Raw genomic sequence first — 17,701 nt, 5'->3', positions numbered from 1 at the left:
ATGACTGATTTCTTTACGAAAGCCGCTCAAATAGCCCTGTTGGTGGCTGTCTCTTTTCTCGCGCACCCTGTGTTCGGAGCAGAAGGGGCAGAGACCGATCAGGCCCCCATTGCACAGATATGCCAAGCGGGTGCATCGGATCAAAAAACCCGGATGGCGCAGCTTTGTAGCCAGTGGCAAAGCGCCAAAACCACCGATAAGGCAAGCTGGGCCGCCAGCATCCGCGCCCTTCATGATCGGTTGATGGCTTTTGATGACCCGGCCTCAGACACTCTTGCAAAAACGTCAGAACCTGAGCCCCGCGCGCCGGCTGTGGCTTTGGCACCGGCTCCCGAGCCCGAGCCCGAACCGGCGGCCTCATCCGATAGGCTCCAAACACCTCCCGCCGGGGCGCATTCTCTGAAACCCGATTTCTCCGGTGGGGAAAAGCCTGCGGTGCCCGCCCGTGATCTGCCCGCATTGGCGCGCTATATCGAAGAAACCTGCCGGTTTGATGAACAGCTCTGGTGCAGGCTTCAACCCCGCAACAGCTTTAAATCCATAGCCTGGCCCGATGCGGTTCCCGGTGAACCTTTTTATCGACGGGCAAGCGATGCCATCCGGGCCTTCAATGGCGGGGTTTTCGATGGTCGCAGGCTCTATTTTTTCGGCGGGGGGCATGCCGCAAGCTATCAAAATGCCGTTTACGCCCTTGATCTGCAAAATCTTTTGTGGGAACGCCTCTATGATCCCGATCCCCTTGATGATGGCGGCGCCTTTTTAAAGGCGGCCTTCGATATCCCTTTGGACAAGAAATGTTATTTCCCCAAAGAAGGCGAGGCCCCGGCCGCAGGCCACACATGGGGCTCGCCCCTTTTGCTTGATGGCTTGTTTCACCTTTGGATATCGGCCTGGGGCTGTGATGCTTATGGCACTGCATCGGATGCCTATGTGCATGCCATTTTCGATATTGAACGCCGGGAATGGATCGCCCGCAGGCCGGTGAAAGATTTGAGCCTCAATGTTTCAGCCGCCAGCCCCATTGATGGCCGCGCGCTTATATTTTCGATCCATCGAGACCCTGCATTATTCGAAATCGACCTGAAAACCGATGCGATCACCAGAAAAAGCACCCGCTTGAAACATAATTTTGGCAAGCATGGCATTGCCATTCTTGTGGGAAATTCGGTTGTTCTGGTTAATCAGGACGAGATTCATGCCATCCCGGTCACCAAAGATGCGATTGGCGATGCCATTCACATGGGCACATTGCCAGCCACCGTCGAAGATGATGATGCTCTGCGTTATGTGAAGGGCCGCTTCATTTTATGGGCAGGCGGGGAAAATCTATATCAAAGCGCCGATCTCAAAAGCTGGAAAACTTATGGTGACGGCTCTGGCCCCCGACATTTAAAAAGCCTGTTTAACAAATTTTTTCCCGTGCCCGCCCTTGATGTGCTGATCGGCATCAGCAATGAAAATGAAATCTGGCTGGCCCGCATCCCGGATGATGAAAATACTTTCAGCCACGATCTGCCGGAAGGTTTTCGCTGTTCGGATTACATTGCCGGAAAAGAATGTGGAAATCTGCAAACCCTGCTGGCCGAAGGCGGCACCGTTACCTTGCCCAAAGGTATCTATGCCCAATGCGCCATCATCAATAAACCCCTGATCCTCGATGGCAATGGCTCGATCCTGCAAGATACCCCCTGCCGATCAAAAGCCGCCCTGATCTTAAACGCCGATGCCGAAATCAGCCATCTCACCTGCCGCAATATTGCGGTCAATGATGGCAATGGGGCCTGTATCCGCCAGCAAACAGCGCATCTGAGCGTTGATGACGTTACTTTCGAGAATGCCCAATCGGGTATTCTCACCGATCCCAAGGCCCAAAGCCTGACCGTCAAAAACAGCCTGTTTCAAAATCTGGGTGGCGATTGCCAGATCAAATGCGGGCGCGCCCATGGCATTTATTTTGCTGCAAAAGGCGGCACCATCACCATCCTGAACAGCCGCTTTTCAAAAGCCCGGCATCAGGGCCATCTGATCAAATCGGGGGCCGAAACCCTGATCATCAAAAATTCCGTTCTCGATGAACGGGGCGGCGAAGGCAGCCGGGCCATCGATGCCTTCAATGGCGGAGAGATCAGAATTTCCGACAGCGAATTGATCGCCGAACCCCGCGATGGCAATAAGGATGTGATCGGCTTTGCCTATGAACAACGGGTGCAATTTGGCGATCATCAGATCAGCATCGAAAACAGCGAGATCAATTGCGCTTATGGATCATTGATCCGGGGGCGGATCAATCCCAAAACAACGATCACCAACAGCACCATCACCCAATGCCGCGATCAATAAACGCCCGGCCTTTCATTACATGATCATATCAGGGCTTCCCGGGCTTCCGGGTGGCTGAGGAATGCCGAGGGGCTGGCGCTGCGGCCATAGGCGCCGGACTGGAAAATCGCCACCAGATCCCCCACATCGGCCATGGGCACCGCAATTTTATCGGCCAAAAGGTCAATCGGCGTGCATAAGCACCCCACAATGCTGGCGGTTTCCGCCACCGGCGCACCAAAGCGGCTGGCAATCGCCACAGGATAATTCCGCCTGATCCCCTGACCAAAATTGCCGGTGGCCGAAAGCTGATGATGCAAGCCACCATCGGTGACCAGAAACACCTGCCCGCGCGAAACTTTGCGATCGATCACCTTGCACACATAAACCCCGGCTTCCCCCACCAGATAGCGCCCCAGTTCCACGATAAGGGCGGCATCGGGCAAAGCCTTTTGCAGCTTATCCGCCGTGCCTTGCAAGCGTGCCCCCAAAAGCGTCAGATCAAGGGGGCGATCCTTGGGGAAATAGGGAATACCGAACCCGCCCCCGATATTGAGATGCCGCACCGCTGAGGGCGCATGATCAGCCAATCGAATGGCCAGATCGGCGATCTGATCTTCGGCATCGGCGATGGCCTCGGCATTGAGATTTTGCGATCCGCCAAAAATATGAAAGCCCTGGAAAGACAGCCCAAGATCGCCCATGGCCCGCAACAGATCGGGCACCGCTTCGGCATCAATGCCAAATTGGCTGGCACCGCCGCCCATATGCATCCCCGAGCCGCGCAATTTGAAATCGGGATTGACCCGCACCGCCACCCGTGGGGTGATCCCCAAAAGCGCCCCCGCTTTCACAGTGCGGATCATTTCCTGTTCGGATTCAAGCTCGATGGTGATCCCACCGGCAATCGCCCGCACCAGTTCGGCATCGCTTTTGGCGGGGCCTGCAAAGCTGATATGATCGGCCTTCATGGGGGTATCAAGGGCGAGATCAAGCTCATTGGCGGACGCCACATCAAACCCATCCACAAGCCCTGCAAAATGCTGCACCACAGCGGGCATAGGATTGGCCTTGATCGCATAATGAAGGCGCACCAAGGGCGGTAAAGCCGCCCGCAGATCCGCCACACGGCGGCTGATTTTTTCCCGATCATAGGCATAAAAAGGCGTTTGCCCCAACCGCGCCGCCAACAGGCCAACCGGCTGGCCACCGATCAAAAGCTCGCCATCCCGGCATTGCCAATCGGCAAAGGCGGGGTGATCACCGTGCAACAGTTCATCGGTCATGATGTCACCTGATTGGATGCTTCCAGAAGGCTTGCATGAAGCGCCTTACGATCAATCTTGCCATTGGGGGAGCGGGGCAATGCGCTATTGAGCTCAAAGCGCTGGGGCACCATATAGGCGGGCATAAGGCTGCGGCAGAACGCCACCAGATCATCGAGCGCGAAACCAGCCTCATCGCGCGGCACGATCATGGCAATGATGGCCTGCCCCAATTGCTCATGGGGGATGCCAAAGGCCGCCACCTCACGCACGAGGCCGCTTTCAAACAGCGCTTCTTCCACTTCCGTAGGGCTGACACGATAGCCCGATGTTTTGATCATCTCATCCGTGCGGCCAATGAAATAAAGATAGCCTTCCTCATCCATACGCACCATATCCCCCGACCACACGGCCAGTTCCGGCACCCTGATCTGGTCTGGCTGCCCCGGCACGGGCCGAAAGCGCTGAGCCGTGCGCTCGCTGTCATTCCAATAGCCCAAAGCCACCAAAGGCCCCCGATGCACCAATTCCCCTTCCTCGCCGGGTTTGGCAAGGCTGCCATCGCCCTTCACCACCAGAATTTCGGCATTGGGGATGGCTTTACCGATGGAATCGGGGCGTCTGTCCACTTCCAAAGGATCGAGATAGGTGGAGCGAAAAGCCTCCGTCAGCCCATACATCAGATAGGGAGCGGCTTGAGGAAACAGGGCGCGCAATTGCTTTAACACATCATGGGGCATCCGCCCGCCGGTATTGGCGAAATAGCGCAGGGATGAGCAGGCCTCATCCGGCCAGTTCGCGGCCAAAAGCTGCATCCATAAGGGCGGCACACAGGTAAGCCCGGTAATGCCAAAACGGGTACAAAGCGCCGGAACATCCCGCGCCATCAGATAATTATGCAGATACACAGCCGCCCCGGCATGAAAAGCCGTGGTCAATTGGCTGAAGCCCGCATCAAAGCTCAGGGGCAAAAGCGACAGGATGCGATCCCCTTGATGATTGCCCAGATATTGGGCCACGCTCTCAGCCCCCGCCACCAGATTGCGATGGGACAACACCACGCCCTTTGGCCGCCCGGTGCTGCCCGATGTATAAAAAATCGCCGCCACATCCTGATCGCAGGCAGGCCCCGCAGGCAGGCCCCGGCCCGCCGCCAGCAGATCATCAAGGGCCAAAAAACGCGGCGCAGTCTTTCCCGCCTCATTGCCATCATCATGATCAGCAAAACCATCGATGCTGATCACGAAATCAAGTGAGGATCGGGCAAGGACATCGCCAAGTGCGGCGATCCGGCTGCGGCTGGAAATCAGGACCCGTGCCGTGCTGTCGGCGATGATATGTTCGATCTGCGGCGGCTTCAAAACCGGATTGGCGGGCACGAAAATACCCCCCAGCCGGCTGATCCCCCAAAAAGCGGTGATCGTTTCGATCCGCTTATCAAGATACACCACCACCCGATCAAAGCGCTGCACGCCCAAGGCATGAAGCCCGGCGGCCATCCGGCTGATTTCATGCTGCAAATCCGCATAGGAAAGCATGGCCGAGCCGCTGCCCAAGGCCGTCGCCGATGCGCTCTCGCCGGTCTTGTTCAGCACAAGATCATGGAGATATCGGTTCACGTTCATTGTCCCCTGTCCCCTTTTCCACCTGAACCAAAATTGTATCTGATCGCCCCTATAGAACAAGGGCCATGGGGTAGCGATCTATGATCCGCCCATCATCTGGCGTCGCAGGCGGCTCAACCATCCCCGCAGGCGCATGGCCCGATAGCTGATGCGCCCATAAAGGCTGGCCCCATGATAAACCCGCATTCCGTATAAAGACCGCCGCTGGCTGCACCATCCCGCTTTATAGGCTTCATCGCCGATCCCGAAATCAAATGCCCGCACCCCATCATCATGATCGAGCACATGATTGAGCAGCCGAAAAATGGTCAGCGCCCCCAATGACAGATTGCGCAAGGCCGGGGCTTTTGTGGCGCTGTCATCATAGGCCATTTTATATTGAAACAATATATCCCCAGATTTCAGGCTCAATTGCGTGGCCAAAGGCTCATCCCCATAAAAAATAGTCCCCAGATACAAAGCCCGATGCTGGGCTGCCCTGCGGATCAAAGCAGGGATGAAACCGGGATAAAATTCCGGCTCCTTCCAGCTTTGGGCATAAACCTTTTCATAAGCGGCAATCGCTTCATCCAAGCCTTCAGGCCCGGTGTTGAGGCGATGTTGAAAGGCGGGATCGCGATCGAGCTTGCGGTTTTTCCAGGCCAATGTTTTGCGAATGAGGCCGCTGCGCTTTTCCAGATATGGGGCAAAACCTTGGGCATCGATCTTTTCATACCACACATCGGTGCGGGCAAAAGCGCTGAGCCGGGCACCATGGGCCTCAAAAGCCGCATAAAGGTCTTTGAAAGCCTGACTTTCGCCATCCAGATAATCGAAGGAAATCATATCCCAGGCCGGGCGCTCGGCCAGCAATCCGGCGGCCAAAACCTGCAGAACTTCACTGTTATCAGGAAAGGCGGGGTCCAGAACCGGCCCGGCCCTGATCGTGTAGAAATTGGCAAAGGCCGCCAATCGGCGCGGCTTCAGCCCGGATAAAAATCCGCCTTTTTGAGTGCGCGCCACCAGAATAGCCCGCGCCTGATGGGGGGGGTCGCTCTCTTCCACCCCATAGATGATGATCTGATCGCCGGGATCGGTGGTTTCGGCCAGCAGACATTCATACCACCACAGGCTTTGGAAAACACAATGCCTGCCCGCCTTTTGAAACAGCGCCACATAGCTTTGGGGCAAGTCGCTCAATGTGCGATAAACCCTTAATTTCAACAAAAGCCCCCTTCATCGCACTTCGGTTCTGGTGTTTGACGGCCAAAGCCAATCTTGTTTCACCAGTCTATAGTGTTATCTAGACAATTTCTTAAAGCCAAGCTACCACATCCTTTGTATCGATCAGATCATCCTTTGCATAATCACGGAGCCGGGCATATGGGAACGACACAGGCCATCGTGGACATTCTCACATCCACATTGGGACTTGGTAAACGCGGCCAATCTTTGGGCCCCGAAAGCCCGCTGATGGGCGATATCCCGGAATTCGATTCCATGGCGGTGGTCACTGTTGTGGCAGCCATCGAAGACCAATTCGATATTCTGTTTGAAGATGATGAAATCAATGGCAGCGTTTTTGAAACCGTCGGCAGCCTGAGCGATTTTGTCGATCGCAAGCTGGCCGCCTGATCCAGACCCGATGGCCCGGAAAAACCCCGATCATAGTTTGGATGTTTTTTTCCTCGATGGTCCATCGGGGCCGCTTTTCTGCCTTGATTGCCAGCCCGCAGATCTTGCACCCCGGGCCCGGTTTTTGATCATCCCGCCCTTTGCCGAAGAAATGAACCGCAGCCGCCTGATGATGCGGGGGCTCGCCTCTGCCCTTGCGAAAAAGGGCGTTCACGCCCGGATTTTCGATCTTTATGGCACCGGCGATAGTGCCGGCCGATTCATCGATGCCGATTGGTCGATATGGCTTGATGATCTGCGGATGATGATCCGCGATATGGCGGCCCTTGGCACCCCTTTATGGTTGTGTGGCATCCGCAGCGGGGCGCTTTTGCTCGCTGCCGCCTTGCAAAAGCAGGGTTGCACACCCGCAGGCCTGCTGCTGGTTCAACCGGTTGTGGCGGGGGATCCCTTCCTTACCCGATTTTTGCGCATAAGGGTGGCCCAAGCCATGGCTCAGGGCGAACGGGAAACCACGGCCGCCCTCAAATCCCGGCTTTTGGAACAAAACACCCCGGTGCGGGTGGGGGGCTATGATCTCGCCCCCGCTTTGGCCAAAAGCCTGTGTGGGCAATCCCTTGAAGCCCTGCCGCCGCCGCCCGATCTGCCGATCTTCTGGATTGAAACCGGATTGCAACCCATCGATGAAAGCCTTAGCCTGGCGCGTATTCCCGAAAGCTGGCAGGGCCCCAATCTGCATTTTTCCCATGTGCAAGAAGAGGCCGTTTGGGCGCAGACCGAACCCGATGGCGCGCCCCTATTGGTGGATCAGATCATCACCGCTTTTGAGACGGCATCGCCATGAACCGGCAGCAAAGCGCAAAACAGGCCCCACATCACATGCGGGAATGCGCCCATATCCTGATGTGCAAGGGCCAGCGCCTGATCGCCATCAGCCACCGCCCCCCCGATGAGCCATCCGCCATCGGGCTGATCATTGTGGTGGGCGGGCCGCAATATCGGGTGGGGGCGCATCGGTCTTTTGTGACGTTGGCGCGGGATTTAAGCGATCATGGCGTGCCGGTTTTGCGCTTTGATTGTCGTGGCATGGGCGATAGCGAAGGCGAAAATCCCGGATTCGAGGCCCTCGATGACGATATTCATCTGGCCATCGATTGGTTTTTCAATCATCAGCCCACCTTGCAATCCATTATTTTATGCGGCTTGTGCGATGGGGCCTCGGCGGCAGCCTTTCATGCCCATCGCGATGCACGGATTTCCGGCCTGATCCTGATGAACCCATGGGTGCGTACCGAAAGCAGCCATGAAACCGCGCTGATCAAACATTATTATGCCAAACGCCTGTTTCATCGAGAATTTTGGTCGCGGCTGATCCGGGGGCAGGTCAATCTGGGCGAATTTCCCGCCCTTCTCTATAAAAAGCTGCGCGGGCTCATGGGCACTTCGGCAGGCCATCAACCCCAAGATGACTTACCCCTGCCCGAACGCCTTGTGGCGGCGCTGGCCGCCTTCAGGGGGCGGATCATGCTGGTGAAAAGCGGCCATGATCTGGTGGCGCGGGAATTTGAAAAAGAGGCGGAAAGCCTGAAGCTTTGGCAATCCGCCATCAAGGGCCCGAGTTTGACCAGCCTTGACCTGCCCCAAAGCGATCACACCTTTTCCGAGCCCGGCGCGCTCAATGAGCTGATGGCCCATATCAAAGGCTGGATGAAGCCTTAAAATGATGTGGGATGGGATTTCATCCATAATTCCAGCATGGTGGCATCCCAGGCATTGCCCAAAAGATTGCGGGCCCCGCCGCCGCGCACCGCATGTTGCAAAGCATCGATATAAAGATCGGTAAACAGCCCGCGCTGACGCAGATCTTCCAATGTATCCAAGAGCTTGTGCGCCAGATCGGGATGATCGAGAACCCAGACCTGAAACGGCAGGCCAAAGCCGTGCTTTTTCTTCTCGATGATCTCGGTCGGCAACAGCGCGGCAAAACTGCGCTTGAAAAAGCCCCGCAAGCGCCCATCCGCCAAAAGCACATCCATGGGGATGCTGGCCGCCAATTCCATCAAGGGCCGATCCAGCATCGGATAGCGCACATCGATGCCCGCCAGGGCGCACATGCTGTTCACCTTCACCAGATCATTATCGGCGATGGTCAGATGCAGATCCAGCGCCATCATTCTTTGCACCGGATCGCCAGATTGCCCCGCCTCATAGATGGCATCGAGGCTTTTAAGGGGATTGGCGCGGCTGAAATGATCATAAAGCGCCGGGCCCGCCACATCACTTGCGGAAAAATTCTGAAAGGGATGATAATCGGCAAACATCCGCCGGGGCAAAGACAGATGATAGCGCTTCATCAGGCGATGCGCCTTCCCCAGAAAGGGCAGCGGATCAAGCCGGGGCGAGGCCAGCAAAGGATCAAGCAAAAACCGCCGCAAAGGGGCGGGGATTCTGCCGTAAACATCATAGCGCCGCACATCGATATAGCGCTCATTACCGGCAAAGATTTCATCCCCGCCATCCCCCGCCAAAAGCACTTTCACCCCCGCATCCCGGGCCGCAATGGCGCAATAATAGGCGGCAATGGCGGACGTATTGCCATAAGGCTCATCGGTGTAGGCTGCGATCTGATCCATCACCCCCACCACCTCATGGGGCTGGATCAGGCGTTCATGATGATCGGTGTGAAAACGCTGTGCCGCAAGCCGTGCATAAGGCCCTTCATCATAGCGCGGATCATCAAATCGGATGGTAAAGCTTTTAAACCCCGGATGATGCGCCGCCGCCAATCCGGTGATGGTGCTGCTATCAAGCCCGCCGCTAAGAAAGCTGCCCACATCGGGGGATCCGGCGCTTTCCAAAGATCGCCCCACCGCGCCATCAAGCCCATCATACAGCTTTTGGGCCAGATCCGCTAAACCCCGGGGCGATGGGTCGGCAAGGCTTGTGGCATAGAGCATCTGCCAAAATGGCTGGGGTTCGGCGCGGCCCTGATGAAAGCGGATGGCATGGCCGGGCAGCAGCTTTTCAACCCCGGCATAAAGGCTGTTGGGCGATAAGGTGGTATAGAAAAAAAGATAATCATGCAGGCTTTCCGGGCGCAGATTGGCGGCAAAATCCGGCAGAGATGACAGAACCGCAAGACGGGTGGAAAAAACGAACCCACCGCGATAGGGCATCCAGAACAGGCGATATTGCCCGGCATGATCGATGGCGATGGTTGTGCTGTTTTCGCGATGATCATGGAAAAAGGCGGCGAATGCCCCCTCCATATGGCGAAAAACCTGCGCCCCATATTGCCGCACGGCTTCAAGAAAGGCCCGGGCCTCTCCCTCGGCGCGGGCGCGGGCCTGAAGCTTTTGATCGGGCCAGATTACCCGGCCCACCAGCCCCACGCTATAATCATCGGCGCACGCCTGATCAAAAGCCGCCCCATCATGATCAAGCGCTAGAAGACCCCCAGGCCCCTCAAGACCATGAGAACCCGATAAAACATTCATAGCCTGTGCCTTTCATTCATCGGCTGTCTGCGGATCGGGATTTTTGCGATGGCCAGCCGATTGCGGCCGCAAGGATTTGGCTTTTTGCGATAGCCAGTTCAGGCGATTGGATAAAAAACCGGCCAGATGGCGATCATCATAAGCAATCAACCCGCAGCGCTCGATCCGCTCATCGGCCCATTTGCTTTTATGTGGCTCATCCCCATTGCCGAAATCCAGTTCCTCGATCCTTTCGGCATCGAGAATTTCGCTGAAAAACAGATGATTGATCACCGTGCCCAAACCAAAATGGGCAAAGGCGGGATCATAGGCGGTTTTATATTGCGCCAGAATGCCATCTTTCACAAAGGCAAGCTTGGTGGCCACCGGCTGATCATCAAGATAAAGGCAGCCAAGGCGCAAGGCCCCCGAAGCCGCCCCGATTTCCACCAAAGCCGTGACAAAATCCGGGCTGCCTTCATCGGGTTTCCAGCTTTTATCATAGACCTTGAGATAATCCTGAAACATCGCAGCCAATAAGGGATCATCGCCACACAGCAGCCGAAAGCGCATTTGCGCGGGATGATCTTCCAGCATTTTCGTATAGCGGCGGATATTCTTGCGGTGCTTCTTGCTGCGGCTGGCCATATAAGCCTCATAAGTCAGGCCGCCGATAGGATGCCGCCAATTGGCAAACACAAACTTTTCCCGCATCACCAGCCCGGCATTTTGAAAAGCCCGTCGCAAGCCCTGAAAAGCAGGCTCATCCCCGCGCAGCTTTTCGATCAGATAAATATCCGGCCCGATCATCTTTTTCAGGGTTGAGATCATGCCATCGCACACCGCCTGCGATAAGGCCCCATCACGCGCAAGCAGGCTGAATTCCGACATATAAGACGACGCCGGGGATTGCAAAATCCGCGCAAAACATTGCCGGGGGCCGCCGCGTATCAATTGAAAGGGCATCGCCGCCAACGCCACCCCCATCTGATCAGGGTCGCCATCATGCTTCCCTTCATGGGCGACCAGCCATGAAACATCCCCCCCTTCCGAAAGCCCATGATCAAACACCACATCATGCCAGACTTTGCTGCCGTAAAATCCCAATTTGGGCGTGGTTTCAAATAAATGGGCACAAGGGGCCTTGCAGAATTCGGCATGGGATAAAAGACTGAACACCAATGGTTTTGCCGGATCATCGGCCATTATGGATGGCGCGGATATGGGATCATGAGGCTGGACCATCAGGACCGCCCCCCAAAAAGCCGCCGCAACAGCCCCAGCAAATCGCCGAGCTGCCGGGTCGTCAGATCCTGATGACAGGGAATCTGGATCAGATGGCGCGATAGTCGATCAGCCGCCAAGCCTGGCTTTTGCCCCTCGCCTGACCATAAAAACTGGCCAAAGCGCTGCATCGGCAGGGCAGCATCTTCCATGGCCCGAAAGCGCTGCGATAAATCATCCACCAGCAAAGGCACCATATGGGGCACCATATCTTCATCCAGATGGGGCTTCAAAGGGCGAATGATCTTGCTGTCATAAGTAGAAATTTCCGCAATGATGGCCTGATAATGCGCCCGCCGCCGCCGATAAAGGGCGCAGCGATCCACCTGCCGCAACCAGAAACCCGCACCGAAATCAGCACCATCATCAGCCAAGCGGATATCGAATGCATAGGGCAAATCAGAAGATGCAGAGCCAGATGATGCAGACATTGGCGGCTGGTCGCTATGAGCGAAATCTTCATCAGGGGCCGCGCGAACATTCGGGATCAGGCGCTTCACCCCCGCCCAAGCCAGCCCGAAAACAGCATAAGCCCCCCGATTAGCGGGCGAGGCGGCATAAGATGCAAAAGACCGCAAAGCCCCCCCCCATGATGTTTTTGGGGCTGGGGGCAGATCGATGGGATGGTGCGCCGATGCCAAAAGCCCGCCATCCTGAACCGGCAAAAATTTGCGCATACTGCAAATGGAATAATCGCCAAAACTACCCAAAGACTGGCCATCGCTGCGGCCATAAAGGCTATGGGCGCAATCTTCGATCATCATCAGGCCATGGGCTCGGCATAATTCGGCACAGGCTGCAAGACGATTGGGAAAGCCAAAATAATTGACCACCAAAAGCGCCTTGCTCGCCTTGCTGATCTGCGGCCGAATGGCATCGGGCTGGGCCATCAATTCTGCATCGATGGCATAAAAAACCGGACGCGCCCCCAGGGCCAGAATCGGCACGATCATCGCGATACAATGATAATCGGGCACCAGAACCTCATCACCCGGCCCAATTCCGGCAAGACGCAGGGCCTGATAAATGGCGCTGCGGCCATCCTTCACAGCCCGTTTATGAGGGAAATCAAAGGGCGATGCGACCATATCACCGCGCCCGCCCCATAAAGGGCCAAGTCTTAATAAAGGGGCAAGCTTGGGCACCGGTGCCACAGGGATCTGAGGGCGCGGAATAGACCGCCCCTGCGCGACAAGTGAATACCCATCTTCCCCGGTCATCGATCGCATTCTGGCGTTTATCCCCTTCATGGCAGTTTGATCGCTTGTTCATTCGTACAGGATGACGAAAAACATCATCATGTTTTCACCATAGTCGGTTTATATCATCTGCTCATGACATGAGGGTAGACGCTATCCTCTTATTGTCTAATATTAAATGTGAAAATAAGGGCCAAAGGGAGACGGTTTCCTGTCTTGGCAAGGGAAATTCATGGGCTTGGCTTTAATCTGCAGATTTTACAGTGTATATTGCGCTAAACCTCTGTCATGGAGATGTCAGATGTCGCAAAAAATGCCGATTTATATCTTGATGCCCTGTCCCAAATCCTATCGCGTTCTGATCGCGCTTTCCTGCCTGTTTGTGTTGATCGGCCATGGCCTGCGCCCGGTTGAAGCACAGGAATGGAAGCAATCCCTTGATGCATCGATCCGCGCGGGTAAGGATTATTGGGAAGCAACGCCGGTGCAAAGCCCGCTCACGGGGCATTATTATCAGCTTGTGCGGGATCAAAGAAATCTGGATGGGCATAATGTTTCTTTTTGGAAACGCGCCAATAATACCGCCCGCAGCATGACCTTTCGCGGCAGGAACGGTCGCTTGGCGGTAATCGATTCGCCCGAATTATATGATTGGATATTGGAACAATGGGATGTTGGATCCATCCAATATGATGGCGATACCTGGATCGGGCTGCGCTATTGGTGCAATTTCAGAAAACTGACCTGGAGCGATGGATCAACCCACCCCTTTGGGGCCTTTGGGCCGTGGGATGCGCAATGGTATCGCAATGGTGATATCCGATGTGGTGTCAACGCCATGGATTACATGCCTGTTTATATTTCTAAAAACACCCGCCGCTGGAAAGCCGCCGGGCAAATGAAGGGCTATGCCTATTTCCTTGTGGAATATCCGCCCTCAAAAACCGCTGCCGATCAGGCCAAGGCCAGCACGGACGAAAGCCCCGAATAATGAGCCCTATGAAATGAGCCCAATTCCAGGGAATCCGGCGCAGCGGCAGCGCACGGTGATTTTTGCCGCGCCGCGTTCGGGTTCCACATGGCTTGGCAAGATTCTCGATAGCCATCCCCTGATCCATTATCTGCATGAACCGGAAATCGCCCATGCCCCGGGGGTTGATCAGTTTCCAGACATCACCCCATCCACCCTGAGCCAAATGACAGCCGATCTTAAAAACTGGAGCCATGCCCGGGATGTACGCACCACGGGCACCCGACCGGTTTTTGCCAAAGCGCGCGAAAATATCCTTCATTTCAATCTCAGGCGCGCCCAGATCTATGCCTTTAAGGGTATGGAGCGCCTGATCCCCCGCATGGCCTTTGCCGGGCCGATTATCCAGCCATCATCGCGCACATCGCCCCATCAATTGATCAAAACCGTGAATATGCTGGGGCGCGCAGGGCTTTGCCTGAATGCCGACCCAAAGCTTAAAGCCATTTTTCTGGTGCGCCATCCTTGTGGGCAGGTGGCATCGATGCTGCGCGGCATCGCCAAATATGGCAAGCGCCACGAACTCACCTATAGCGCTATCCTGCATTCGCCCTTGGGCCAGCGCGAAGGGCTGAGCGAAGAGCGCTTCAAAGCTATGGATGCCCTGGAAATTCTGGCCTGGAAATGGGCCGCTTTCAATGATGCCGCTTTTGCTGCCTTAGAAAGCCATGAGCGGGCCAAAATCATCCATTATGAAGCCATGACCATCCATCCCCATCGGGAAATCACCGCCATTCTCGATCATATGGGATTACCGCCTGCCGATCAGGTGGAACGCTTCATCGATAGCACCATCACGGATGAAAAGGTCAGCAGTCATTATAAGCTGCAGCGCGATCCCCAGGCGGCGGCAGCACGGTGGAAATCAGAATTTTCGGCCAACAGCATCGAAACCATTCGCGATATCTGCTGCACCACCCCCATTGGCCAGCGTTTTTTTACCGATGATGCGCCCCTCACAGCATCTGCCCCAGCCGACATGATGAAAGCGCATACCGCTCATGGTCATTAAATGAGCGGCGCGCCGACCGGGCCATCCCTCAAGCGCTCTTTGGCCACTGTTTTTGGCGGGCGTTTCATGCGTGCCTTCATTCAGTTGCTGAGTGCGGCAGCGATTGCCCGGCTTTTAACACCCGAAGACATGGGCATTTTCGCCGTGGCTTCAGCCGCCATTGCCATCAGCACGGCGATGGCGGAATTTGGCATTACCCCCTATCTCATCCAAGTCGATGATCTGGGCAGGAAAACAGTGCAAAAAGCCTTTGGCATCATCGTGCTGATCAACTGGTTTTTTGCTGCCATCCTGTTTTTCGGGCGCGGGGCCATTGGCGATTTTTATGGCAATGCCGCTATCGTGGATGTGATTGCTATTTTATCCCTCAATTTCCTGCTCAATCCCTTTGGCACCATTGGCATCGCCCTCATCATCCGTGAACGGCGCTTTGGTCCTCTTACGATCATCAATGTCGCCTCCGGTGCGGCCAGCGCCATCACATCGGTTGCGCTGGCCTTTTATGGTTTGGGGCCAATGGCTTTGGCCTTGGGGGCGGTGGTGATGAAGCTGGGCCTGATCATCGGCATTCTCATTTGCAAGCCGCGCCATCTCAGCTTTCGCCCACGTTTTCGCGGCTCGCGCGAGATTATCGGTTTTGGATCATGGGGCTTGGGTGCCAATCTTATTGAAAGTATCGGCAATCAATCGCCTGAATTGATCATTGGTCGCAGTTTGGGATTTGATGCCGCCGGTCTTTTTGATCGTGGGATGGCCTTAACTCGCCTCGTCAATCAACAGATCGCTGGCAGCCTCAGCGCCGTGCTCACCCCCTTTTTCGCGCAGGAACGTCGCGATAAAATCGATCTCAAATCCCGCTTTCTTGAACGCCTGCAAATCACCTCGGGGCTGATGTGGCCCCTGATGATGATCATGTCCGCCAGTTCATCTTCCCTCATGTTGTTTCTTTTCGGCCCGCAATGGACCGCAGCGGGCCCGGTAGCGGGCATTCTGGCCATCAGCTTCACTTTGCACATGCCCTTCAGCATTGGCCGCCAATTGATCCTCTCCTATGGCCGGATGCGGCAAATGTTTTTCATCGAAACCAATATGCAGATATCGCAAATCGTTGCGGTCGTTGCGGCAGTCCATTATGGGCTGCTGGCGATCACTGCAGCTCTGATCCTGCCAGCTCTGGTTTTTGTGATCCTATCAACGCGGGACGTGATGGCAATCCTTGATCTGCGGCTCGAGGATGTGCTCCGTAGTCTTTTGCCCAGCCTGCTTCTCAGCTTATGGGTGGGATCGGTAATGGGTGGGCTGGTCATGCTTTATGGCTATGCGCCGCCCGGCTCCAGCCTTCTCAATCTGATGCTTTTTGGGTGCATTGGCATGGCCGCCTGGCTTTCAGGATTATGGCTGTGCCGCCATCCGCTTCGCCATGAAATCAAAAACATGCTGCAAGCGCTACAGAAAAAATTAATAAAAAATGATAATTAATCTGTAATAGGTTTAAATTAGGAGTGATTATACATTAATGAATAAAAGAATACACTATATGGATAGCGCTAGAAGTATACTCATGTCTATGGGTATAATTTTGCACACAGCAAATGTTTACTCGATAAACGGTGATTGGATTGTTTCTGATATTAGTCAAAGTTTTTTATTTGATATAGTTACAAATTTAATACACACATTTAGAATGCCTGCTTTTTTTATAATATCTGGATTTTTTTGCGCACTCACGATTAAAAAATATGGAATATATAAATTTTCCAAGATAAGATTTAAAAGAATTTTAATACCTTTTTTATTTACATTATTATTTTTAAATATACCACAAACTATATACACAAATAATTTAAATATTACAGATATTAATCTATTTAATATTGACAACTTATTAAATGGAAGTATTATATATCATTTGTGGTTTTTATTGTATATTGTTATTTATTATATATTTATAATAATATTATATTATATATTTAAAAAAATTAAAATTTCTAAAATAAAAATCAATTATAATCATTATATTAAAAATATAATATTTAATGGTTTTGTATTTTTATCTTTTTTTATAAACTTAATTATAGCTTATTTATTTCCGTCTTCATATAATAATATTTATTTCTTAGGAAGTTTTTATAACATACTTTATTATTTTATATTCTTTGCTGCCGGTTATATTTTATACACATATCCGGAATTACTTAGATCATTTATACATAAAGGGTGGATGTTATGGATTTTTTTTATGATATTACATGTTGATAGTTTTTACTTATTAGATAAATCAGGAATTCTATTTCTATTAATTGATAATTTAAAATTTATATGTTTAGTCATGTGTTTAGTATATACAACATTATTGTTTTTCAAAATATTTTTTAACCGCCCTTCAAAATTATGGGTGTATATGTCTGAATCATCATATAGCATATACTTACTTCATCATTCGATAATTGTTTTTGGCGCAATAATATTGATTAATTTCAATTTATCTCCATTTATTAAATTTGGAATATTATTCACTATTACTTTATTCATTTGTTTATTTTTGCATGAATATATAATTAGGCGCTCAAAAATTCTTAGATATGCATTCAACGGCAAATAACTTGTCGCCTCATCCTCTATCAAACATTTTAAAAATGTCAAATGCTCGACAGGTGGCAAGCCTCGTGCAAAACTTTACGACCACCTCATGATGAAAGGGCGTCGCCACCATGATTGATCAGCTTTCCATCCTTATGGGCATCTGCGGGATTTTGTATCTCGTTTTCTGGATCGTAAAAAACGATGGCGCCCAATCCATTCAGGATCAAAAAGGCTGGCTGCGTTTACGGACGCATTCTGATGGCGAAAGCGATTCCATGAGCGATGAAAAAAGCG

The 17,701-nt window shown here is 53.2% G+C and carries 13 protein-coding genes; 7 read left to right on the top strand and 6 right to left on the bottom strand.

Features of this window, described 5'->3' with window-relative positions:
* Positions 1-2,340 carry a right-handed parallel beta-helix repeat-containing protein gene (locus tag QK300_RS02850; protein WP_281300067.1) on the top strand — a complete coding sequence of 780 codons (2,340 nt, stop codon included), beginning with the start codon at positions 1-3 and terminating at the stop codon, positions 2,338-2,340.
* Positions 2,341-2,363: 23 nt separating this feature from the next.
* Here the strand turns inward: QK300_RS02850 and QK300_RS02845 are convergent, their stop codons facing one another.
* From QK300_RS02845 to QK300_RS02835, 3 genes are all read right to left on the bottom strand, one after another.
* The gene (locus QK300_RS02845; protein WP_281300068.1) at positions 2,364-3,605 is read right to left on the bottom strand and encodes a pyridoxal-dependent decarboxylase, exosortase A system-associated; all 1,242 of its coding nucleotides are present in this window, start codon (positions 3,603-3,605) and stop codon (positions 2,364-2,366) included.
* Positions 3,602-5,209, bottom strand: a complete 1,608-nt coding sequence (locus QK300_RS02840) for an acyl-CoA ligase (AMP-forming), exosortase A system-associated (protein WP_281300069.1) — start codon at positions 5,207-5,209, stop codon at positions 3,602-3,604. Before QK300_RS02840 ends, QK300_RS02845 begins: the two co-directional genes overlap by 4 nt.
* Before the next feature lie 78 nt (positions 5,210-5,287).
* A complete protein-coding gene (locus tag QK300_RS02835) occupies positions 5,288-6,412 on the bottom strand; it encodes a GNAT family N-acetyltransferase (RefSeq protein WP_281300070.1) in 1,125 nt (374 codons plus the stop codon).
* A 159-nt stretch (positions 6,413-6,571) separates the two neighbouring features.
* On the opposite strand from QK300_RS02835, the gene QK300_RS02830 reads away from it, so the two are divergent.
* Genes QK300_RS02830 through QK300_RS02820 form a run of 3 tightly spaced genes read left to right on the top strand, consistent with a single transcriptional unit; the run spans position 6,572 to position 8,542 of the window.
* Positions 6,572-6,823, top strand: coding sequence for a phosphopantetheine-binding protein (locus tag QK300_RS02830; protein ID WP_281300071.1), 252 nt, complete (start codon positions 6,572-6,574; stop codon positions 6,821-6,823).
* A 10-nt stretch (positions 6,824-6,833) separates the two neighbouring features.
* Positions 6,834-7,667, top strand: coding sequence for an alpha/beta hydrolase (locus QK300_RS02825; RefSeq protein ID WP_281300072.1), 834 nt, complete (start codon positions 6,834-6,836; stop codon positions 7,665-7,667).
* Positions 7,664-8,542: a hydrolase 1, exosortase A system-associated gene (locus QK300_RS02820; RefSeq protein WP_281300073.1), complete on the top strand. Its 879-nt coding sequence runs from the start codon at positions 7,664-7,666 to the stop codon at positions 8,540-8,542. Before QK300_RS02825 ends, QK300_RS02820 begins: the two co-directional genes overlap by 4 nt.
* Here QK300_RS02820 and QK300_RS02815 read toward each other — a convergent pair.
* The 3 genes from QK300_RS02815 to QK300_RS02805 are packed head-to-tail and all read right to left on the bottom strand — an operon-like array spanning position 8,539 to position 12,671.
* Entirely contained in the window at positions 8,539-10,320 is a 1,782-nt protein-coding gene (locus tag QK300_RS02815; protein ID WP_281300074.1) for an asparagine synthase C-terminal domain-containing protein, read from the bottom strand. The genes QK300_RS02820 and QK300_RS02815 overlap by 4 nt on opposite strands.
* Positions 10,321-10,332: 12 nt before the next feature.
* The gene (locus QK300_RS02810; protein ID WP_281300075.1) at positions 10,333-11,544 is read right to left on the bottom strand and encodes a GNAT family N-acetyltransferase; all 1,212 of its coding nucleotides are present in this window, start codon (positions 11,542-11,544) and stop codon (positions 10,333-10,335) included.
* Positions 11,544-12,671, bottom strand: coding sequence for a DegT/DnrJ/EryC1/StrS family aminotransferase (locus QK300_RS02805; RefSeq protein ID WP_281300076.1), 1,128 nt, complete (start codon positions 12,669-12,671; stop codon positions 11,544-11,546). Before QK300_RS02805 ends, QK300_RS02810 begins: the two co-directional genes overlap by 1 nt.
* Positions 12,672-13,083: 412 nt before the next feature.
* Here QK300_RS02805 and QK300_RS02800 point away from each other — a divergent pair, with 412 nt between their 5' ends.
* From QK300_RS02800 to QK300_RS02790, 3 genes are read left to right on the top strand one after another with little or no spacing between them, the layout of a single operon-like run.
* A complete protein-coding gene (locus QK300_RS02800; RefSeq protein WP_281300077.1) occupies positions 13,084-13,773 on the top strand; it encodes a C-type lectin domain-containing protein in 690 nt (229 codons plus the stop codon).
* A gap of 13 nt (positions 13,774-13,786) precedes the next feature.
* On the top strand, positions 13,787-14,824 hold the full coding sequence (locus tag QK300_RS02795) for a sulfotransferase (protein WP_281300078.1): 1,038 nt from the start codon (positions 13,787-13,789) through the stop codon (positions 14,822-14,824).
* On the top strand, positions 14,825-16,303 hold the full coding sequence (locus tag QK300_RS02790; protein ID WP_281300079.1) for an oligosaccharide flippase family protein: 1,479 nt from the start codon (positions 14,825-14,827) through the stop codon (positions 16,301-16,303). It begins immediately after the preceding gene.
* Positions 16,304-17,701: the final 1,398 nt, after the last annotated feature.

It is taken from the genome of Iodidimonas sp. MBR-22 (assembly GCF_029946565.1).
GTDB lineage: Bacteria > Pseudomonadota > Alphaproteobacteria > Sphingomonadales > Rhodothalassiaceae > Iodidimonas > Iodidimonas nitroreducens.
Note: the sequence above shows the minus strand (reverse complement) of the source record. Positions and strands in the feature narration are given on the sequence as shown.